Source organism: Kitasatospora sp. NPDC091207 (genome assembly GCF_044768625.1).
Lineage (GTDB): Bacteria > Actinomycetota > Actinomycetes > Streptomycetales > Streptomycetaceae > Kitasatospora.
Window position 1 is genome coordinate 39105 of record NZ_JBIVVS010000029.1, and the last position, 24169, is coordinate 63273.

General features: G+C 74.9%; 1 protein-coding gene. It reads left to right on the forward strand.

Going from position 1 to position 24169, the window contains the following annotated elements; translation table 11 throughout:
* The first annotated feature begins 42 nt into the window (after positions 1-42).
* Positions 43-24168: a non-ribosomal peptide synthase/polyketide synthase gene (locus ACIQTO_RS32805; RefSeq protein WP_402395861.1), complete on the forward strand. Its 24126-nt coding sequence runs from the start codon at positions 43-45 to the stop codon at positions 24166-24168.
* The last annotated feature ends 1 nt before the right edge of the window (position 24169 follow it).

Genomic DNA, 24169 nt, shown 5'->3' on the forward strand with positions numbered 1-24169 from the left:
GCACGCCCTGCGCCCGCTCGCCCACACTTCTGGAGGTACCCCATGTCCCGTCCGCCCCGTCGCGACGGCGACGTCCTTCCCCTGACCGCGGCCCAGCGGGAGATCTGGCTCGCCGAGCAGAGCTCCCGGACGCCGATCCCGGGCTACCGCGTCGGCGAGTGCCTGGAGATCCACGGTCCGGTCGATCCTGAGCTGTTCGAAGCCGCGCTGCGCCGGGTGGTCGACGAGGTCGACGCCCTGCACGTGACCTTCGTCGACGACGGCGAGGGCCCGCGGCAGATCCTCCGCGAGAGCTGGGACTGGGCGCCCGCGCACCTCGACCTCGGCGCGGAGCCGGACCCCCGGGCGGCGGCCACGGCATGGATGGAACGGGACCTGGCCCGCCCGCTGGACCTCGCCCGGGACCCGCTGTTCGGCCACGCGCTGATCCGGCTGTCGCCGACCGGGTTCCTCTGGTACCTCAACTACCACCACGTGGTGCTGGACGCGATCAGCAGCTCCATGGTCCGGCAGCGGGTCGGCGAGGTGTACTCGGCACTGGCCGAGGGCACTCCCGTCCCGTCCTGCCCGTTCGGTTCGCTGCGGGACCTGGTCGACGGCGACGCCGCCTACCGCTCGTCCGCCGACTTCACCGCCGACCGCTCCTACTGGACCGGGCGCTTCGCCGACCTGCCCGCCCCGACCAGGCTCACCGACACCTCCGCCACCGACCCGCACCAGGCCCTGCGCCTGGCCCGGGAACGGGAACTGCGCAGCCCCGAGGCGCTGCGGGCGGCGGCCGGCCGGGCCGGTGTCCGGTGGTCCCGGCTGGTGGTCGCCGCGACGGCGCTCTACGCCCACCGGCTGAGCGGCGCCCAGGACGTGGTGCTCGCCCTCCCCGTCACCGCCCGCCGGGGCGCCGACCGCGACCTGATGTCCGTGCCCGGCACGATGTCCAACGTGGTGCCCCTGCGGCTGACCGTGCGACCGGACATGCCGTGGGGCGAGCTCGTCGCCCAGGCGGCGCGGGAAGTCGACGCGGCCGTCGCGCACGAGCGCTACCGCAGCGAGGACCTGCTGCGCGACGTCGGCGCGTCCGGCAGCATCGGGACGGCGTTCCCGCTGATCGTCAACATCATGGCCTTCAACGCCAGGCCGAGTTTCGCCGGGCACCCCGCCTCGGTGCACCACTTCGTGTCGGGGTCGACCACCGACCTGGCCGTCTGGGTGTTCGACTACCGGGACGGCAACCCCCCACTGCTCAGGCTGCACGGCGCACCGGAGGCGTACGGCGACGACGACCTCGCCGCCCACCAGGAGCGGCTGCTCGCCCTGCTCGACGCCGTCGCGGACTGCGACCCGGACGCGACGGTCGGCCGGCTCGACCTGCTCACGGCGGGGGAGCGCGGTGAGTTGGCGGCCCTGGGCGCAGGGCCGGCGGTCGAGGATCTCGCCGTGAGCCTGCCGGAGCTGTTCCGGGCGCAGGTGGAGGCGATCCCGGACGCCCTCGCGGTGGTGGGACCGGAGACGTCGCTGACGTACGCGGAGTTGGACGCGCGGGCGAACCGGTTGGCGCACGCGCTGATCGCGCGGGGTGCCGGGCCGGAGCGGCTGGTGGCGGTGGCGCTGTCGAGGTCGGCCGAGCTGGTGGTGGCGGTCCTGGCGGTGCTGAAGACCGGCGCGGCGTACGTGCCGGTCGACCCCGAGTACCCGGCGGCCCGGATCGGGTACCTGCTGGAGGATGCCCGGCCGGCCCTGGTGGTGACCGACGGGGCGTCCGCGGCGCGGCTGCCCGGGGGCGGTCCGGTCGGACGGCTGGTGCTCGACGACCCGGAGACGGCCGCCCTGGTGGCGTCGTGCCCGGCGACGGACCCGATGGTGGCCGTCGGACCCGACCACCCGGCGTACGTCATCTACACCTCCGGCTCCACCGGCAGGCCGAAGGGCGTCGCGCCGACGCACGGCGGCCTGCTCAACCTGCTCACCGATCTCCGTCAGGCGCACCTCCCCCCCGTGGTCGACGCACGGCGGCGGACGCGGGTGGCCCTGACCACGTCGGTGTCGTTCGACGCGTCGTGGAACCAGCTGCTCGCCCTGTTCGCGGGCCACGAACTCCACGTCCTGGACCACACGACCTGGACCGACCCGGACGCCTTCGTCGACTACGCGCGGCGCCGCCGCCTGGACTACGTCGAAGCCACCCCCTCCTACCTGCAGGACCTGGTGGACCACGGGCTGTTGGGCAGCCGGGGGTGGCGCCCGGCACTGGTCGCCGCAGGTGGCGAGGCCGTCCCGGAGCGGCTGTGGAAGCGGCTGCGGGCGGCCGAGGGAGTCGCCTGCCTCAACCTCTACGGGCCGTCCGAGTGCACCGTCAACCCGGTGATCGCGTCGGTGGGTTCGAGCCCGCGCCCGGTCATCGGCCGGCCCGTCACCAACACCCGGCTGTACGTGCTCGACGGCGCGTTGCAGCCGGTGCCGGCGGGGGTGCCGGGTGAGTTGTACATCGCCGGCGCGGGACTGGCGCGCGGCTACCTGAACCGGCCGGGTCTGACCGCCGGGCGGTTCGTGGCGGACCCGTTCGGGCCGAGCGGTGCGCGGATGTACCGCACCGGTGACCTGGTGCGGTGGAATCCGGACGGGAACCTGGAGTTCCTCGGCCGCACCGACGACCAGGTCAAGATCCGCGGCTTCCGGGTGGAGCCCGGCGAGATCGAGGCCGTCCTCGCCGAACACCCGCAGGTTCTTCGGGCCGCCGTCACGGTGCGCGGCGAGGAGCCCCGGCTGGTCGCCCACGCCGTCCTCGTGTCCGGCGCCACGACGACCGGCACCGTCCTGCGCGAGTACCTGCGCGAGCGGCTGCCCGCGCACCTGGTGCCGTCGGCGCTGATGGTCCTGGACGCGCTGCCGCTGACCCCGAACGGCAAGCTCGACCGACGCGCCCTCCCCGCCCCCGACCAGCGGTCCGCCGCACCGGGCCGCGCCCCGCGGACCGCGGTCGAGCACCTGCTCGCCGGGCTGTTCGCCGAGGTGCTGGGGGCCGCCGAGGTCGGGCTGGACGACAGCTTCTTCGAACTGGGCGGACACTCCCTGCTCGCCACCCGGCTGGTCGCCCGGGCCCGGTCGGTGCTGGGCGTGGAGCTGAGGCTGCGCGACCTGTTCGACGCGCCGACGGTCGCGGAACTGGCAGCCGCGGTGGACGTCGCGGGCCGGGCGCGACCCGCGCTCACGGCGGGTGAGCGGCCCGAGACCGTCCCGCTGTCCTTCGCGCAACGCCGTCTCTGGTTCCTGCACCGCATGGAGGGGCCGAGCGCCACCTACAACATCCCGCTGGCGCTGCGGCTCTCCGGCAGCCTGGACCAGCGCGCCCTGGAGGCCGCCCTGGCGGACGTGGTCGAGCGGCACGAGAGCCTGCGCACCGTCTTCCCGGTGGTCGACGGCGTGCCGTGCCAGCGGGTGCTCGACCCCGACGCGGCCCGGCCGCGGCTGCGGGTGACCGCGACCGGCGCACGCGACCTGCCGCAGCGGCTGGCGGAGGCGGCGCGACACGGCTTCGAGCTCGCCGAGGAGCCGCCGCTGCGCGCCGAGCTGTTCGAACTCGGCGCCGAGCAGCACGTGCTGCTGCTGGTGGTGCACCACATCGCCGGCGACGGCTGGTCGACGGGGCCGCTCGCGCGGGACCTGACCACCGCCTACGCGGCCCGCAGCGAGGGGTCGAAGCCGGAGTGGTCGCCGCTGCCGGTCCAGTACGCCGACTACACCCGCTGGCAGCGGGAGCTGCTGGGCGACGCCGCCGACCCGGACAGCCTGGTCAGCGGCCAACTCGCCTACTGGCGGCAGCGGCTGGCCGACCTGCCCGAGCAGGTCGAGATGCCCTTCGACCGGCCCCGGCCCGCGGTGATGTCCTACCGGGGCGCCCAGCTGCCGGTGCGGATCGACGCCGAACTGCACCAGGGCCTGCGCGCTCTCGCCCGCGACGGCGGAGCCAGCCTCTTCATGGTCCTCCAGGCCGGCCTGGCCGCCCTGCTGGGCAAGCTCGGCGCCGGCACCGACGTCCCGATCGGCACACCGGTCGCGGGGCGCACCGACGAGGCGCTGGACGACCTGGTCGGCTTCTTCGTCAACACCCTGGTGCTGCGCACCGACCTGTCCGGCGACCCGTCGTTCACCCGGCTGCTGGGCCGGGTGCGCTCCGACGCGCTGGCCGCGTACGCGCACCAGGAGGTGCCGTTCGAGCACCTCGTCGAGGCCCTCAACCCGACCCGGACGCTCGCGCACCACCCGCTGTTCCAGACCATGCTCACCCTGCAGAACACCCCCCTCGGCACCTTCGACCTGCCGCGGCTGCGAGTGGCGGCCGACCTGGTCCCCACCGGGACGGCCAAGTGCGACCTGACCTTCGTCCTGGCCGAACAGCCCGGCGCGGACGGGCTGTCGGGCGTGGTGGAGTACAGCACCGACCTGTTCGACGCGGCCACCGTCAGCGGCATCGTCGAGCGGTGGCTGCGGCTGCTGCGGGCCGTCGCCGCCGACCCCGGCCGGCGGATCGGCCGGGTGGACGTGCTGTCCGCCGACGAGCTCCGGGCGCTCCTGCCGGCCGCCACCCGCCGGGGCGGGGAGCCGCCGGAGATCGGCCTGCCCGCGCTGTTCGAGCGGCAGGTGCGGGCCGACCCCGCCGCGACCGCCCTCACGGACGGCGAAGCCCACCTGACGTACGGCGAGTTGAACGCCCGCGCCAACCGCCTCGCGCACGCCCTGATCGATCGGGGAGTGGGGCCGGAGCAGTTGGTGGCCCTGGCCCTGCCGCGCTCGGCGGACCTGGTCGTGGCGGTGCTCGCGGTGCTCAAGGCCGGCGCCGCGTACGTCCCGGTGGACCCGGAGTACCCGGCGGCCCGGATCGCCTACCTGCTCCGGGACACCCGGCCCGCGCTGCTCGTGACGACCGGCCGGACCGGGGAGCTGCCGGGGGCGGAGCAGGTGGACCGGCTGCTGCTGGACACCGCCGACCTGGACGGACGGCCGGACACCGACCCGGCGGTCGCCGTCGACCCCGGCCACGCCGCCTACGTCATCCACACCTCCGGCTCCACCGGCAACCCCAAGGGCGTGGTGGTCCCGCACCGCAACGTGGTGCGGCTGTTCGACACCACCCGGGAGCTGTTCGGCTTCTCCGCCGAGGACGTCTGGACCCTCTTCCACTCCTACGCCTTCGACTTCTCGGTCTGGGAGCTGTGGGGCCCGCTGCTGCACGGCGGACGCCTGGTGGTCGTGGACCACGAGACCAGCCGCTCGCCCGGCCGGTTCCTCGACCTGCTCGCCCACGAGCGGGTGACGGTGCTCAACCAGACGCCGTCCGCCTTCTACCAGCTGATGCGGGCGGACGAGGAGGCCCCGGAGACCGGCCGCCGACTCGCCCTGCGCACCGTGGTGTTCGGCGGCGAGCCGCTGGAGCACGCCCGGCTGGAGGGCTGGTACGAGCGGCACCCGCAGGACGCGCCGCGGCTGGTCAACATGTACGGCATCACCGAGACCACGGTGCACGTCACGTACGCGGCGCTCGACCGCTCCGGTACCGCCGCCGGACAGGTCGGCGCGCCCCTCCCGGACCTGCGGGCGTACGTGCTCGACGCCGGCCTGCGGCCGGTCGCCCCGGGCGTGCCCGGTGAGCTGTACGTCGCGGGCCCGGGCCTGGCACGCGGCTACCTGAACCGCCCCGGCCTGACCGCCGGGCGGTTCGTGGCCGACCCGTTCGGGCCGCCGGGATCGCGGATGTACCGCAGCGGCGACGTGGTGCGCCGCGCGGGCGGGGGAGGCGGCCTGCGCTACGTCGGCCGGGCCGACCAGCAGGTGAAGGTCCGCGGCTTCCGGATCGAGCTCGGCGAGATCGAGGCGGCGCTGGCCGCCCACCCCGGCATCGCCCAGGTCGCCGTGCTGGCCCGGCAGGACCGGGCCGACGACACCCGGCTGGCCGCCTACCTGGTGCCGGCCGCGGCCGCCGCGCCGAGCCCGGCCGAGCTGCGGGCGCACCTGCGCGAGCGGCTGCCGGAGTACATGGTGCCGGCGGCGTTCGTCGCGCTGGACGTGCTGCCGCTGACCGTCAACGGCAAGCTGGACCACCGCGCCCTGCCCGCCCCCGACCTCGCCCCGGCGACCGCCTCGCGCGCGCCGCGCACCCCGCAGGAGCAGATCCTCTGCGAGCTGTTCGCCGAGGTCCTGGGCGTGGCGTCGGCCGGCGTCGAGGACGGGTTCTTCGACCTGGGCGGGCACTCGCTGCTCGCCACCCGCCTGGCCGCCCGGATCCGGGCGACGCTCGGCGTGGAGATGCCGCTGCGCACCCTGTTCGAGGCGCCGACCCCGGAGGGGCTGGCCGCCGCGCTGGTGTCGGCCGGGCCGGCGCAGACCGCCCTGGTCCGGCGCGAGCGCCCCGAGGCGGTCCCGCTGTCCTTCGCACAGCGGCGGGTGTGGTTCCTGCACCAGCTGGAGGCTGCCGGCGCGAACTACCACATCTCCCTGGCCTGGCGGCTGTCCGGCGAGTTGGACCGGCGGGCCCTGGAGGCCGCCGTGGCGGACGTGGTCGAGCGGCACGAGAGCCTGCGCACCGTCTTCCCGGCGGTGGACGGCGTGCCGTACCAGCGGGTGCTGGACGCGGTGGCGGCCAGGCCGCGGCTGCTCGTGCACCGGAGCACCGAGGCCGAGCTGCCCGCTCTGACGGCGGTGGCGAAGGACCGCCGGTTCGACCTGGCGGCCGATGTCCCGCTGCGGGTCGAGCTGTTCGAACTGGCGCCGGACGAGCACGTCTTCCAGCTGGTGCTCCACCACATCGCCGGTGACGGCTGGTCGCTGGGCCCGCTCGTGCAGGGGCTGACCGCCGCCTACGCGGCCCGCCGCCGGGGTGAGGAGCCGCGGTGGGCGCCGCTGCCCGTCCAGTACGCCGACTACACCCTGTGGCAGCGCGAACTGCTCGGCGACGCGGCCGACCCGGACGGCCTGTTCGCCGGCCAGGCGGGCTACTGGACCCGGCAGTTGGCCGGCCTGCCGGAGCGGATCCAGCTGCCCACCGACCGGCCCCGCCCGGCGGTCGCCTCGCACCGGGGCGGCTCCGTGCCCGCCGGGCTGGACGCCGAACTGCACCGCGGCCTGCGCGAACTCGCCCGCACCCACGGGACCAGTCTGTTCATGGTGCTCCAGGCCGGCCTGGCCGCGCTGTTGAACAGGCTCGGCGCGGGCGAGGACATCCCGGTCGGCAGCCCGGTCGCCGGCCGCACCGACCAGGCGCAGGACGAGCTGGTCGGCTACTTCGTCAACACCCTGGTGCTGCGCACCGACACCTCGGGCGATCCGACGTTCGCCGAACTGCTGAGCCGGGTCCGGGACACCTCACTGGCCGGGTACGCCCACCAGGACCTCCCGTTCGAGCACCTCGTCGAGGTCCTGAACCCGTCCCGGTCGCTGGCGCACCACCCGCTGTTCCAGGTCATGCTGGTGCTGCAGAACGTGCCCCGGGCCGACTTCGCGCCCCCCGGACTGCACGTCGAGGACCTGCCGCAGGCCTCGACCACCGCCAAGCTCGACCTGATCTTCACCATGTCCGAGCGGCACGCGGAGGACGGTTCCCCGGAGGGGATCGACGGGTCCGTCGAGTACACCAGTGACCTGTACGACCCGGCCACCGTCGAGACGATGATCGGGCGATGGGAGCGGCTGCTCCGTGCCGCGGTCGCCGACCCGCTGCGGCGGCTCAGCCGGCTCGACCTGCTCACGGCGGGGGAGCGCGGTGAGTTGGCGGCCCTGGGCGCAGGGCCGGCGGTCGAGGATCTCGCCGTGAGCCTGCCGGAGCTGTTCCGGGCGCAGGTGGAGGCGATCCCGGACGCCCTCGCGGTGGTGGGACCGGAGACGTCGCTGACGTACGCGGAGTTGGACGCGCGGGCGAACCGGTTGGCGCACGCGCTGATCGCGCGGGGTGCCGGGCCGGAGCGGCTGGTGGCGGTGGCGCTGTCGAGGTCGGCCGAGCTGGTGGTGGCGGTCCTGGCGGTGCTGAAGACCGGCGCGGCGTACGTGCCGGTCGACCCCGAGTACCCGGCGGCCCGGATCGGGTACCTGCTGGAGGATGCCCGGCCGGCCCTGGTGGTGACCGACGGGGCGTCCGCGGCGCGGCTGCCCGGGGGCGGTCCGGTCGGACGGCTGGTGCTCGACGACCCGGAGACGGCCGCCCTGGTGGCGTCGTGCCCGGCGACGGACCCGATGGTGGCCGTCGGACCCGACCACCCGGCGTACGTCATCCACACCTCCGGCTCCACCGGTGAGCCCAAGGGCGTCGTGGCGACGCACGGCGGCCTGCTCAACCTGTTCGCCAACCAGGTCCCGCTGGTCTTCCGGACGGGGGAGCGGATGCGGGTCGGGCTGACCACGTCCGTGTCCTTCGACGGCTCCTGGGACCAGCTGTTCGCCCTGTTCGCGGGCCATGAGCTGCACGTCCTGGACGAGGCGACCTGGACCGACCCGAATGCCTACCTCGCGTACGCGGCGCGGGCCGGGCTGGACACTGTCGGCGGCACCCCGTCCTACCTGCAAGTCCTCGTCGACCACGGCCTGCTGGAGCACCCGCGGTGGCGCCCCTCGATGATCGGCCTGGGCGGCGAGGCCGTCCCGGAGCGGCTGTGGGAGCGGCTGCGGGCCGCCGAGGGAGTGCTCTCCCTGAACTACTACGGGCCGTCCGAGTGCACGGTGGACTCGGTCTACGCGCCGCTGGGGTCGAGCCCGCGGCAGGTGATCGGCCGACCGCTCGGCGGGGTGCGCCTGTACGTGCTCGACACGGCGTTGCAGCCGGTGCCGGCGGGTGTGCCGGGTGAGTTGTACATCGCCGGCGCGGGCCTGGCGCGCGGCTACCTGAACCGGCCGGGTCTGACCGCCGGGCGGTTCGTGGCGGACCCGTTCGGGCCGGGCGGGGACGGGCCCCGCCGGCCCGATGGCGGGCCAGGAGGGAGGATGTACCGCACCGGTGACCTGGTGCGGTGGAATCCGGACGGGAACCTGGAGTTCCTCGGCCGTACCGACGACCAGGTCAAGATCCGCGGGTACCGGATCGAACTCGGCGAGATCGAGGCGGGGCTGGCGGGCCACCCGCAGGTCGCCCGGGCCGCCGTGGTCGTCCGGCAGGACCGGGCGCAGGACCCCCGGCTGGTCGCCTACCTGCAGCCCGAAGCCGGGGCCGAGCTCCGGCCGGAGGACCTGCGGGCGTACCTGCGCGAGCGGCTGCCGGACTACATGGTGCCGTCGGCCCTGGTGGTGCTCGACGTGCTGCCGATGACCCCGAACGGGAAACTCGACCGGCGCGCCCTGCCCGCGCCCGAGTCGGCCGTGACACGGACCGGACGGGCCCCGCACACGCCCGAGGAACAGACGCTGGCCGTGCTGTTCGCCGAGGTGCTGGGCCTGCCGCAGGTCGGTGCGGACGACGACTTCTTCGACCTGGGCGGGCACTCCCTGCTCGCCACCCGGCTGGTCGCCCGGGCCCGGGCGACCCTCGGGGTCGAGCTGGAGCTGCGCGCCCTGTTCCGCACCCCGACCGTGGCCGGCCTGGCCGCCGGGCTGGCCGGCGCGGGCCGGGCCCGGCCCGCCCTGCGGCGGGCGGAGCGGACCGATCAGGTGCCGCTGTCCTCGGCCCAGCAGCGGCTGTGGTTCCTGCGCCAACTGGAGAGCGCCGACTCGGTCTACAACATGCCGCTCGCGTGGCGGCTCACGGGACCGCTGGACCTGACGGCCCTGGAAGCGGCACTGGGCGACCTCGCCGACCGGCACGAAACCCTGCGCACCGTCTTCCCGGCCGTGGACGGCGTGCCCTACCAGCGCGTGCTGGCCGCGGGGGAGGCCCGCCCGGGGCTCTCGGTCACCCCGGCCGACGAACCGGACCTGCCGGGACTGCTGACGGGGGCGGCCGCGCGCGGCTTCGACCTCGCGGCCGAACCGCCGTTGCGCGCCGAGGTGTTCGAGGTCGCGGCCGACGAGCACGTGCTGCTCCTGGTGATGCACCACATCGCCGGTGACGGCTGGTCGCTGGGCCCGCTGGCCGCCGACCTGGCCACCGCCTACGCGGCCCGCCGTCGGGGCGAGGCGCCGCGGTGGGCGCCGCTGCCCGTGCAGTACGCCGACTACACCCTGTGGCAGCGCGAACTGCTCGGCGACCCGGCCGACCCGGACAGCCTGTCCGCCCGTCAGACGGCCCACTGGAAGCGGACGCTGGCGGACCTGCCGGAGCAGATCCGGCTCCCCGCCGACCGCCACCGCCCGGCCGTCCCCTCCTACGCCGGCGGCTACCTGGCGATCGAGCTGGACGCCGGCCTGCACGCCGGGCTGGTCCGGCTGGGCCGGGAGCACGGAGCCAGCGTGTACATGGTGCTGCAGGCCGCCCTGGCCTCGCTGCTGGACAAGCTCGGCGCGGGCACGGACATCCCGGTCGGCAGCCTGATCGCCGGCCGCACCGACCAGGCGCTGGACGACCTCGTCGGATTCTTCGTCAACACGCTGGTGCTCCGCACCGACACCGGCGGCGATCCGACCTTCGCCGAGCTGCTGGGCCGGGTCCGGGAGGCCGCGCTCGGCGCGTACGCGCACCAGGACCTGCCGTTCGAGCACGTCGTCGAGGCGCTCAACCCGTCCCGGTCGCCCGCCCGCCAGCCCCTGTTCCAGGTCCTGCTCGCGCTGCAGAACGTGCCCGGCACCGAGTTCGCGCTGGACGGCCTGGCCGCCGGGATCGTCCTGGTGCGGACGCCGACCACGATGTTCGACCTCGGCTTCCACCTGCTGGAGCGCGGCGGTACCGGCGGGCGGGCCGAGGGCATCGTCGGGCGGGTCGAGTACAGCACCGACCTGTTCGACCCCGCCACGGTGGAGGTCCTGGTCGCCCGGTGGCTGCGGCTGCTGGCAGCCGTGGTCGCCGAGCCGGAGCAGCCGTTGAGTCGGATCGACGTCCTCACCGCCGAGGAGCGGCACGAGCTGCTGACCGTCCGCAACGACACCGTCCGCCCGGTGCCCGGGACCACCCTGCCCGCGCTGTTCGAGGCGTGGGCGAGGGAGACCCCGCAGGCCCCGGCGGTGGTGTTCGAGGACACCGTCCTGACCTACCGCGAGCTGAACCGCCGGGCCAACCGTCTGGCCCACGCGCTGATCGCGCGCGGCGTGGGCCCGGAGCAGGTCGTCGCGCTGCGGCTGCCGCGCTCGGCCGAGCTGGTGGTCGCCGTCCTCGCGGTGCTCAAGACGGGCGCGGCGTACCTGCCGGTCGACCCGGACTACCCGGCCGCCCGCATCGCGTACATGCTGGAGGACGCGCGTCCGGCCGTGGTACTCGACGACCTCGCCGCCGTCACCCCGGCCGGGGACCTGCCGGAGCACGACCCGGCCGTCCCCGTGGACGCCCGGCACCCGGCGTACGTCGTCTACACCTCCGGCTCCACCGGCCGGCCCAAGGCCGTGGTGATGCCCGCCGCCGGGCTGCTGAACCTGCTGGAGTGGCACCACGGGGCCGTCGGCGGCGAACCGGGCACCCGCACGGCGCAGTTCACCGCGATCAGTTTCGACGTCTCGGTGCAGGAGGTGCTGTCCGCGCTGCTGTACGGCAAGACGCTGGTGGTGCCGACCGAGGAGCAGCGCCGCAGCGCCGAGCTGTTCGCGCACTGGCTGGACCGGCACGGGGTCGAGGAGTTGTTCGCGCCCAATCTGGTGGTCGAGGCGCTGGCCGAGGCCGCCGAGGAGGCCGGGCTGGACCTGCCGCACCTGCGGCTGGTCGCCCAGGCCGGCGAGGCGATGCGGTTGGGCGCCGCTGTGCGCCGCTTCCAGGCCCGCCGACCGGGCCGGGTGTTGCACAACCACTACGGGCCCGCCGAGACCCACGTGATCACCGCCTACGCGCTCCCGAGCGACCCCGCCGACTGCCCGCTACCGGTGCCGATCGGCCGCCCGATCGCCAACTGCCGCGTGTACGTGCTGGATTCGGCACTGCGGCCGGTCGCCCCCGGCGTGCTGGGCGAGCTGTACCTGGCCGGAGCGGGCCTGGCCCGCGGCTACCTGGACCGGCCCGGGCTGAGCGCCGCGCGCTTCGTCGCCGACCCGTACGGACCGGCGGGCGCCCGGATGTACCGCACCGGCGACCTGGTGCGCTGGCGCGCCGACGGTGAGCTGGAGTTCGCCGGCCGGGTCGACCACCAGGTCAAGGTCCGCGGGTTCCGGATCGAGCCGGGCGAGATCGAGGCCGAGCTGACCGCGCACCCGGGCGTCGCCCGGGTCGCCGTGCTCGCCCGCGAGGACCGGCCGGGCGAGACGCGGATCGTCGCGTACGTCGTCCCCCCGGACGGGAGCGGGACGACCGTGGCGGCACTCGCCGGGTACCTGCGCGAGCGGGTGCCGGACCACCTGGTGCCGTCCGCGTTCGTGCTGCTGGACGCCCTGCCGCTGACCCCGAACGGGAAGCTGGACCGGGCGGCGCTGCCCGTGCCGGAGTCCGGTGCGGTCGCAGGCGGCCGGGTACCGCGCACGCCGCAGGAGCAGATCCTGTGCGAGCTGTTCGCCGAGGTGCTGGGTCTCGGCCGGGTCGGCGTCGACGAGGACTTCTTCGCGCTGGGCGGGCACTCGCTGCTCGCCACCCGGCTGGTCTCCCGCGTCCGGGCGACCCTCGGGGTCGAGCTGGAGCTGCGCGCCCTGTTCCGCACCCCGACCCCCGCCGGGCTGGCGGCCGGACTGCACGACGCCGGCACCGCCCGGCAGGCCCTGGTGCCCCGGCCCCGCCGCGAGCCGATGCCCCTGTCGTTCGCCCAGCGCCGGCTCTGGTTCCTCCAGCAGTTCGGGATGCCCAGTGCCACCTACCACATGCCGCTGGCCCTGCGCCTGTCCGGCGACCTCGACCGGGCCGCGCTGAACGTCGCGCTCGCGGACGTGGTGACCCGGCACGAGACCCTGCGCACGGTCTTCCCGCACACCGCCGGAATCCCGCACCAGCGGGTGCTGGACCCCGCCGAGGCCGCCCTCCCGCTGACCGTCCGCACGGCCGGCGAAGCGGAGGTGCCCGCCCTCCTGCGCGAGGCGGCGGTGCGCGGCTTCGACCTGACCTCGGACGTACCGCTGCGGGCGGAGCTGTTCGCGCTCGCGCCGGACGAGCACGTGCTGCTGCTGGTCATGCACCACATCGTCGGGGACGGCTGGTCCATGGGCCCGCTGGCCCGCGACCTGGCCGCCGCCTACACCGCCCGGCAGAGCGGTGGGGCACCGCAGTGGCCGCCCCTGCCGGTGCAGTACGGCGACTACACCCTGTGGCAGCACGAGATCCTCGGCGACGAGCACGACGCCGACAGCGTGTTCGCCCGCCAGGTCGCCTACTGGAGGCAGGCGCTGGCCGGGCTGCCCGAGCAGCTGCAGCTGCCCGCCGACCGGCCGCGTCCGGCCACCGTGTCGTACGGCGGCGACCTGCTGGAACTCCGGATCGACGCCGAACTGCACGTCGCGCTGGCGGAGTTGGCACGACGTTCGGGAACGACCCTGTTCATGGTGCTGCAGGCGGCGCTCGCGGCGCTGTACACGCGGCTGGGCGCGGGCACGGACATCCCGATCGGCAGCCCGGTCGCCGGGCGCACCGACGAGGCGCTGGACGACCTGGTCGGCTTCTTCATCAACACGCTGGTGCTGCGCACCGACACCAGCGGGGACCCGAGCTTCGCCGAGCTGCTGGGCCGGGTGCGGGAGACGGCGTTGTCCGCGTACGGGCACCAGGACGTGCCCTTCGAGCACCTGGTGGAGGCGTTGAACCCGTCCCGCTCGCTCTCCCACCACCCGCTGTACCAGACCGGTCTGGTCGTGCAGAACGCGCCCGGTGGCGACTTCGACCTGCCGGGCCTGAAGGTCTCCGGGATGGCCGTGCTCACCGGGACCGCCCGCCTCGACCTGACCTTCGGGTTCGCGGAGGAGCACGGGCCCGACGGCGCGCCGGCCGGGCTCAGCGGTGCGGTCGAGTACAGCACCGACCTGTTCGACCGCCCGACGGTCGAGGCCCTGGCCGCCCGGTGGCTGCGGCTGCTGGCCGCGGTCGCCGCCGCGCCCGACCTGCCGATCGGCGGGATCGACCTGCTCTCCGCCGAGGAACGCCGCGAGCTGCTGCCCGTCGCCGAGGTCGGGACGGCCGGGGCGAGCCTGCCGGAGCTGCTCGCGGCGCAGGTGGCGGCGGTGCCGGACGCGGTCGCGCTGGTCTGCGGCGAGCAGGAATTGACCTATCGTCAACTCGACGCTTGGGCGAACCGGTTCGCCCAAGCGCTGCTCGCCCGGGGAGTGGGGCCGGAGCAGATCGTCGCGGTGTCCCTGCCGCGGTCGGTGGAGTCGGTGGTGGCGGTCCTGGGTGTGTTGAAGGCCGGGGCGGCGTACCTGCCGGTGGACCCGGCGTACCCGCGGGCGCGGATCGCGTACATGCTTCAGGACGCCAGGCCGGCTGTGGTGGTCGACGACCCGGCGACGGTGACCGGGGCTTCCGAGCAGCCGGAGACCGATCCGGGCATCGTGGTGGACGTCCGGCACCCGGCGTACGTGATCTACACCTCCGGCTCCACCGGCCGCCCCAAGGGCGTCGTGGTGAGCCACGGCGGTGTGTCGGGCCTGGTGGCTGCGCAGGTCGAGCGGCTCGGTCTGGCGCCGGGCAGCCGGGTGCTCCAGTTCGCCTCGCCCAGCTTCGACGCGTCCTTCTGGGACCTGTGCGGCGCGCTGCTCACCGGAGCCGCCCTCGTGCTGGCCCCCGCCGAGGCCCCGTTGGAGGCCCTGGCGGACCGCCGGCTGGACGTCACCCATGTGACGCTGCCGCCCTCGGCCCTGGCCGCGCTGGAGAGCGCCGACCTCACGGCCACCACCCTGGTGGTGGCGGGCGAGGCGTGCCCGCCGGAGCTGGTGTCGCGCTGGGCGCCCGGGCGGCGGATGATCAACGCCTACGGTCCGACCGAGACGACGGTGTGCGCGACCATGAGCGACCCGCTGTCCCCGGGCTCCGGCGTGCCGCCGATCGGACGGCCGGTCGCGGGCTTCCGGGCGTACGTCCTGGACGACCGGCTGCGGCCGGTGCCGCCCGGCGTGGCGGGCGAGTTGTACGTCGCCGGCCCCGGCCTGGCGCGTGGCTACCTGAACCGGCCGGGCCTGACGGCCGGGCGGTTCGTCGCCTGCCCGTTCGGTCCTGCGGGTGCGCGGATGTACCGCACCGGCGACGTCGTGCGGCGCCGGGCCGACCGCGAGCTGGAGTACGTCGGCCGCGCCGACCAGCAGGTCAAGGTCCGCGGCTTCCGCGTCGAACTCGGCGAGGTCGAGGCCGCGCTGGCCGAGCACCCCGCCGTCGCCCACACCGCCGTCCTCGCCCAGGACGACCGGCTCGTCGGCTACGTGGCGGTCCGGCCCGACCAGGCCGTCCGTCCCGACGAGCTGGCGGCGCACCTGCGCGAGCGGCTGCCGGACTACCTGGTGCCGTCCGTGTTCGTGCTGCTGGACGCGCTGCCGCTGACCCCGAACGGGAAGCTGGACCGGGCGGCGCTGCCCACGCCCGAAGCGGCCCCCGCGGGCAGCGGACGGGAGCCGCGCACCCCGCGGGAGCAGATTCTCGCCGAGCTGTTCGCCGAGGTGCTCGACGTGCCGCGGATCTCGGTCGACGACGACTTCTTCGACCTGGGCGGACACTCCCTGCTCGCCACCCGGCTGGCCGCCAGGGTGCGCTCGGTGCTCGGCGTGGAGCTCGGGCTGCGCGCACTCTTCCAGGCGCCCACCGTGGCCGGCCTGGCCGGGGCACTGGCCGGGGCCGGCCGCACCCGCCCGGCGCTGACCGCGCAGGAGCGGCCGGCGGCGGTTCCGCTGTCCTTCGCCCAGCGCCGGCTCTGGTTCCTGCACCGCATGGACGCCGCCGCGGCCTACCACATCCCGTTGGCACTCCAGCTGACCGGAACGCTCGACCGGCCCGCGCTGGACCGGGCACTGGCCGACGTGGTGGCCCGGCACGAGAGCCTGCGGACGGTGTTCCCCGAGGTCGAGGGCGTACCCTGCCAGCGCGTGCTCGACTCGGCAGCGGTCCGCCTCCGGACCCGGCCGACCTGGGTGACGCAGGACGAACTGCCGCAGCGGCTCGCCGAGTCCGCCCGGCAGCCCTTCGACCTGGCGGCGGAGCCGCCGCTGCGGGCGGAGCTGTTCGCGCTCGCGCCGGACGAGCACGTGCTGCTGCTGGTCATGCACCACATCGCCGCCGACGGCTGGTCCACCGGGCCGCTGGCCCGGGACCTGGCCGAGGCGTACGCGGCCCGCTGCGAGGGCCGGACGGCGGACCGGCCGGCTCCGCCGGTGCAGTACGCCGACTACACGCTGTGGCAGCGCGAGCTGCTCGGCGACGCCGCCGACCCGCAGAGCCGGTTCGCCGAGCAGCTCGACTACTGGAAGCGGCAGCTGTCCGACCTGCCGGAGCTGCTCCAACTGCCCGCCGACCGGACCCGCCCGGCCGTCGCCGGCTGGCAGGGGGACCACCTCGGCCTGGAGCTCGACGCCGAACTGCACGTCGCGCTGGCGGAGTTGGCACGCAGTACCGGGACGAGCCTGTTCATGGTGCTGCAGGCCGCGCTCGCCGCGCTGTACACCCGGCTGGGCGCGGGCACGGACATCCCGATCGGCAGCCCGATCGCCGGGCGCACCGACGAGGCGCTGGACGACCTGGTCGGGTTCTTCGTCAACACGCTGGTGCTGCGTACCGACACCAGTGGGGACCCGTCCTTCGCCGAGCTGCTGGGCCGGGTGCGGGAGACGGCGCTGTCCGCGTACGCGCACCAGGACGTGCCGTTCGAGCACCTGGTGGAGGCGCTGAACCCGTCCCGCTCGCTCTCCCACCACCCGCTGTTCCAGACCGTCCTGGCCGTCCAGAACGCTCCGATGGGCCGGTTCTCGCTGCCCGGCCTGGACGTCACCACCTACGCGGTCGCGACCGGAACCGCCAAGTTCGACCTCGGCCTGAGCATGGTCGAACAGTTCGGCCCGGACGGGAACCCGGCCGGGATCGCCGGCGCGGTGGAGTACGCCACGGACCTGTTCGACCGCTCCACGGTCGAGGCCCTGGTCCGGCGCTGGACACTCCTGCTGAAGGCCGTCACCGCCGACCCGGAGCAGCCGATCGGGGGGATCGACCTCCTCGACGCCGACGAGCGGCACCGGCTGCTGGAGAAGGGCAACGCGACCGCCCGGGACGTGGGCGCCGTTCCGGTGCCGCAGGCCTTCGTGGCGCAGGTGGCGGCGGTGCCGGACGCGGTCGCGCTGGCCTGCGGCGAGCAAGAACTGACATATCGTCAACTCAATGCGTGGGCGAACCGGTTCGCGCACGCGCTGATCGCCCGGGGTGTCGGCCCGGAGCAGATCGTCGCGGTGGCGCTGCCGCGGTCGGTGGAGTCGGTGGTGGCGGTCCTGGGTGTGCTGAAGGCCGGGGCGGCGTACCTGCCGGTGGACCCGGCGTACCCGCGGGCGCGGATCGCGTACATGCTGGAGGACGCCAGGCCGGCGCTGCTGGTCGACGACCCGTCCATGGTGGTCGGGGGTGACTGGCCGGACACCGATCCGCAGGTCGCGCTGGACGTCCGGCACCCGGCGTACGTGATCTACACCTCGGGCTCGACGGGCCGCCCCAAGGGCGTGGTGGTCGGCCACGGCGGTGTGGCCAGCCTGGTCGCCGCCCAGATCGAGCGCTTCGCGATCGAACCCGACAGTCGCGTGCTCCAGTTCGCCTCGCCCAGCTTCGACGCCTCGGTGTCGGAGATCTACACCACCCTGCTGCGCGGAGCCACCCTGGTACTGCCCCCCGCGGCCGATCCGCTCGCCGCGCTGACCGACCCGGGCCTCGGCATCACCCATGTGACGGTGCCCCCGTCCGTCCTCGCCGCCGTGCCGGACGGTGCGGTGACCGCGTCGACCCTGGTGGTGGCGGGGGAGGCGTGCCCGCCGGAGCTGGTGGCGCGCTGGGCGCCCGGGCGGCGGATGATCAACGCCTACGGTCCGACCGAGACGACGGTGTGCGCGACCATGAGCGACCCGCTGTCCTCGGGGGCGGGCGTGCCGCCGATCGGACGGCCGATCACCAACTCCCGGGTGTACGTCCTGGACGACCGGCTGCGGCCGGTGCCGCCCGGCGTGGCGGGCGAGTTGTACGTCGCGGGCGCGGGTCTGGCGCGCGGCTACCTGAACCGGCCGGGCCTGACGGCCGGACGGTTCGTCGCCTGCCCGTTCGGCCCTGCGGGCACTGGGCCCCTCTCCCCCAGCCCGGAGGCTGGGAGGTGCCCCCAGCCCGAGGGCGGGCAAGGAGGGAGGATGTACCGCACCGGCGACCTGGTGCGCTGGCTGGACGACGGGCAGCTGGAGTACGTCGGCCGCGCCGACGACCAGGTGAAGGTCCGCGGCTTCCGGGTCGAGCCGGGCGAGGTCGAGGCCGCGCTGGCCGAGCACCCGGCGGTAGCCCGGGCCGCCGTCCTCGCCCGGGACGACCGGCTCGTCGGCTACGTCGTCCCGCGCCAGGACGCGGCCCGGGACGGCGGGTTGGAAGCGGACCACGTGGGCGAGTGGCAGGACATCTACGACGCCCTGCCCATCGCCCCCGAGGAAGCGGCCTTCGGCCAGAACTTCGTCGGCTGGAACAGCAGTTACGATGCCAGTCCGATCCCCGTCGAGCAGATGCGGGAGTGGCGGGACGCCACCGTGGCCCGCATCCTGGCCCTGCGCCCGCGCCGGGTGCTGGAGGTCGGCGTCGGCACCGGCCTGCTGCTCTCGCAGGTCGCACCGCACTGCGAGAACTACTGGGCGACCGACTTCTCCGCCACCGCGATCGACGCCCTGAGCGCCCAGGTGGCGGGGGAGGAGCGGCTGGCCGGCCGCGTGGTGCTGCAGACCCGGCCGGCGCACGACACCGACGGGCTGCCGACCGGGGAGTTCGACACCATCGTGATCAACTCGGTGGTGCAGTACTTCCCGTCCGCCGACTACCTCGCGGAGGTGATCGGGAAGCTGATGCGGCTGCTCGCCCCCGGCGGCGCGCTCTTCGTCGGAGATGTCCGCAACCTGCGACTGCTGCGCCCGCTGGCCACCGCCGTCCAGCTGCACCGGACCGGCGATGACGCCGACCTCGCGGCCGTGCGTCGCGCGGTGGAACAGGCCGTCCGGGTGGAGAAGGAACTCCTGGTCGACCCGGACTTCTTCACCACCCTGCGCGAGCACGGCACGGACATCGGCGCGGTGGCCGTGGAGGTCAAGCGCGGCCGTCACCACAACGAACTGACCCGCTACCGCTACGACGTGACGCTGCACAAGCCGCCGGTCGCCCCGACGGCCGAGGGCCGGTCGGTCGAGCTGGCGTGGGGACGGCAGGTCGCCGACCTGGCCGGGCTGCGCGAACTCCTCGCCCAGCCGCCCGCCGGGGTGCTGCGGATCACCGGGGTGCCGAACCGCCGCGTGGCGCGGGAGACCGCCCTGGCCCGGGCCGTGCAGGACGGCGACGGGACGCTCGCCGAGCTGCTGGACCGGCTGCGCGCCCGGGAGGAGAGCGAGCTTCCCGACCCGGAGGACTTCCACGCCCTCGGACGGGAGTTCGACCGCGCGGTGGCCGTCACCTGGTCGGCCACCGAGGCCGACGCCCTGGAGGTCGTCCTCGCCGACCCGCGGACGCTTCACGGCTCCCCCGTCGAGCCGTACCGGTCGGCCGGGGCAACCGGCGGCGCGCTGTCGGCGCTGACCAACCGCCCGACCGGCGGCCGCGGCACCGGCGCCCTCCTCGGCGAACTCCGCGACTGGTTGCGCGGGCGGCTGCCCGACTACCTGGTCCCGTCGGCGTTCGTGGCGCTGGACGCGCTGCCGCTGACGGCCGGTGGCAAGCTCGACCGCCGCGCGCTGCCCGCCCCCGACCTCGGCCCGGCCGCGGGCGGCCGGGCGCCGCGCACCCCGCAGGAGCAACTCCTCGCCGAACTGTTCGCCGAGGTGCTCGGGCTGGCCCAGGTCGGGGTCGAGGACAGCTTCTTCGACCTCGGCGGGCACTCGCTGCTGGCGACCCGCCTCGCCTCGCGGGTCCGGGCGACCCTCGGCGCGGAGCTGGAGGTCCGCACCCTGTTCGAGACCCCGACGGTGGCCGCACTGGCGGCCCGCCTCGACGGCTCCGGCACGGCGCGGCCCGCGCTGACCGCCCGGCCCCGCCCGGAGAGCGTCGAACTGTCCTTCGCCCAGCGCCGCCTGTGGTTCCTGCACCGGATGGACGGGCCGAGCGCCACCTACAACATGCCGCTCGCACTGAGCCTGACCGGCGACCTCGACCGGCCGGCCCTGCACGCCGCGCTCGCCGACGTGATCGCCCGGCACGAGAGCCTGCGGACGGTCTTCCGCGAGACCGACGGTGTCCCGCACCAGGTCGTGCTGGACGCCGCGCAGGCCCGTCCGGCGCTGCCGGTGGTCGAGCTCGACGAGAGCCGGCTGGCCGAGCGGCTGGCGGACGCCGCCCGGCGCGGCTTCGACCTGGCCGCTGAGCCTCCGGTCCGGGCCGAGCTGTACGCCCTCGCCCCCGGCCGGCACGTGCTGCTGGTCGTGGTGCACCACATCGCCGCCGACGGCTGGTCGATGGGGCCGCTCTCCGGCGACCTCGCCACGGCCTACGCGGCACGCTGCCGGGGCGAGGAGCCGCCGTGGGCACCGCTGCCGGTGCAGTACGCCGACTACACCCGCTGGCAACGCGACCTGCTCGGCGACACCGCCGACCCGGACAGCCTGTTCGCCCGCCAACTCGGCTACTGGAAGGACGAGCTGGCGGGGATCCCGCAGCAGGTGCAGCTGCCCACCGACCGGCCCCGGCCGCCGGTGGCCTCCCAGCGGGGCGACCGGGTCGTGGTCCGGCTGGACGCCGAACTGCACCAGGCCCTGCGGGATTTGGCCGCCACACGGGGCGCCAGCATGTTCATGGTGCTCCAGGCCGGTCTCGCCGCTCTGCTCACCCGGCTCGGCGCCGGTACGGACCTCCCGATCGGCAGCCCGATCGCCGGCCGCACCGACCAGGCGCTGGACGAGCTCGTCGGCTTCTTCGTCAACACGCTGGTGCTGCGCACCGACACGACCGGCGACCCCGGCTTCGCCGAACTGCTCGGCCGGGTCCGGCAGAAGGCGCTCACCGCGTACGACCACCAGGACGTGCCGTTCGAGCACCTGGTCGAGGTGGCCAACCCGGTGCGGTCGCTGGCCCACCACCCGCTGTTCCAGGTCATGCTGGCCCTGCAGAACGCGCCGCTCGGCGAGTTCGCGCTGCCGGGGCTGGAGACCGGCCACCTGGAGGCGCCGACCGGGACCTCCCGGGTCGACCTGACCTTCAGCCTGGCCGAGCAGTTCCGCCCGGAGGGTGGCGCCGACGGCCTGGTCGGCGCGGTGGAGTACGCCACCGACCTGTTCGACGCGCCCACCGTGGAGCTGCTGTTCGATCGCTGGGCCCGCCTGCTGCGCGCGGCGGCCGCCGACCCGGACCGGCCGATCAGCCGGATCGACCTCATGTCCGGCGCGGAACGCCACCGGCTGCTGCACGGCTTCAACGACACGGCCGCACAGCTGCCGTCGGCCTCGGTGCCGGAGCTCTTCGCCCGCCAGGTGCGGGCGACCCCGGACGCGATCGCGGTCGTGGCGAGCGGCACCGAGCTGACCTACGCGGAGCTCGACCTGCGGGCCGGCCGCCTGGCGGGGGCGCTGGTTCGCCACGGAGTACGGCCGGAGACGCCGGTCGCGGTCATGCTGGACCGCTCGGCGGAGCTGGTCGTGGCGATCCTGGCGATCATCAAGGCGGGCGGCGCCTACGTGCCGCTGGACCCGCGCTTCCCCTCCTCCCGGATCGACCTGATCATGCGGGAGAGCGGAGCCGCCCTGGTGCTCACCAAGGAGGTGCTCGCCGCACTGGCGCAGTCCGCGGACGCCCACCCGGCCGGCTTCGAAGTCCCCTGTCAGTCAGGCCAGTTGGCGTACATCATGTACACCTCCGGTTCGACCGGGCGGCCGAAGGGCGTGGCCGTCACCCACCGTGACGTGGCCGGCCTCGCGCTGAGCCCCGAATGGCGTGGCGGCGGACACGAGCGGGTGCTGATGCACTCCCCGACGGCCTTCGACCTCTCGACCTACGAGCTGTGGGTGCCGCTGCTCAACGGCGGCCGGGTCGTCGTCGCCCCGCCGGAGCAGCTCGACCTCGACCTGCTGCAGCACACGATCGCCACCCACGGCGTGACCGGACTGTGGCTGACCGCCGGACTGTTCCGGCTGGTCGCCGAGGAACGACCCGGCAAGCTCGCCGGGGTGCGCGAGGTGTGGACCGGCGGCGACGTGGTCTCCCCGGCCGCCGCCGCCCGGGTACTCGCCGCCTGCCCCGGCATCGAGGTGGTCAACGGCTACGGGCCCACCGAGGCCACCACGCTGGCCACCCGCCACCCGGTGCGCGACCTCGCGGAGAACGCCGCGACCGTGCCGATCGGCGGCCCGATGGCGAACATGCGCGCCTACGTGCTCGACGACCGGCTGCTGCCGGTGCCGACGGGCATGGTCGGCGAGTTGTACCTCGCGGGGACGGGCGTGGCCCGCGGCTACTTCGGCCGCCCCGGCCTGACGGCGGAGCGCTTCACGGCCGACCCGTACGGGCCGGCCGGGAGCCGGATGTACCGCACCGGCGACCTCGCCCGGTGGCTTCCGCGGGAGCACCCCCGGCCGGTGGGGGCACCTCCCAGCGGCCAGGCCGAGGGCGACGGGGGAGGGACGCTGGACTTCGCCGGCCGCGTCGACCACCAGGTCAAGCTGCGTGGTCTGCGAATCGAGCCCGGAGAGATCGAGGCCGTCCTGGCGGCCTGCCCCGGCATCGCCCAGGCGGCCGTGGTCGCCCGCGAGGACCGGCCGGGCGACAAGCGGCTGGTCGCCTACCTGGTGCCCGCCGCCGAAGGCGGCCCCGAGACGGCGGAGCTGTCCGCCCGGCTGCGCCGCGACCTGCCCGACTACATGGTGCCGGCGGCGTTCGTCAGCGTGGACGCGCTGCCGCTGACCGCCAACGGCAAGCTCGACCGGGCCGCCCTGCCCGCCCCCGACTACGGGGCGTCGGACGCCGGGCGCGGCCCCCGGACGCCGCAGGAGCAACTGCTGTGCGGTCTGTTCGCCGAGGTCCTCGGCCGGGAGCAGGTGGGCATCGACGACGGCTTCTTCGACCTGGGCGGGCACTCGCTGCTGGCCGCCCGGCTGGCCTCCCGGGTCCGCGAGACCCTCGGCCTGGACCTGGGGCTGCGGATGCTGTTCGAGGCGCCGACCGTGGCCGGGCTCACCGAACGCCTGGCCATGAACGACCCGGCCGACGCGCTGGACGTGCTGCTGCCGCTGCGCTCGACCGGGACGGACACCCCGCTGTTCTGCGTCCACCCCGGCGGCGGCATCAGTTGGTCCTACAGCGGGCTGCTGAACCACCTCGGCCCGCAGCACCCGGTGTACGCGCTCCAGGCGCGCGGGCTCGGCCGGCCCGAACCGCTGCCGGCCTCCTACGAGGAGATGGCGGCCGACTACGCCGACCACGTCCAGAAGGTCCAGCCCCAGGGCCCGTACCTGCTGCTCGGCTGGTCCGCGGGCGGGCTGATCGCCCACGCGTTGGCCTGCGAACTCCAGGCGCGCGGCGAGCGGACCGCACTGCTGGCGATCCTCGACGCCTACCCGGTGAAGGACGTGCGGTTCGAGGAGGAGCCGGTACCCACCGTGCGGGACGTGCTCGTCGGCGTGCTCGACGTCGACCCGGACGAACTGGGAGACCGGGAGATCACCTACGCCGAGGTCGCCGAGGTGCTGAACCGGCGCGGCAGCGCGCTGGCCGGCCTGAACGAGCGGCAGGTCGAGGTGATCGTCCAGATCATGATCAACAACGCGAAGCTGGCGGTCGACTTCGTCCCCGGCCGGTACGACGGGGACCTGCTGCTGTTCAACTCCACGATCGACCGGGGCGACGACGACGCCGGTCCGGAGGTCTGGCGCCCGTACATCGCGGGCCGGATCGAATCGCACGAGATCACCACCCGGCACGACCAGATGACCCAGGCGGGCTCGCTGGCCCAGATCGGACCGGTCCTGGCCACCAGGATCGCCGAGGCCACCGGCGACGCCCGCGACACCACCCTTTCCCACCAGGAGGACTGAC

Bases quoted from the DNA above. Each gene is read 5' to 3' on its own strand.
- ACIQTO_RS32805 (WP_402395861.1), top strand. From the start codon at position 43: ATGTCCCGTCCGCCCCGTCGCGACGGCGACGTCCTTCCCCTGACCGCG.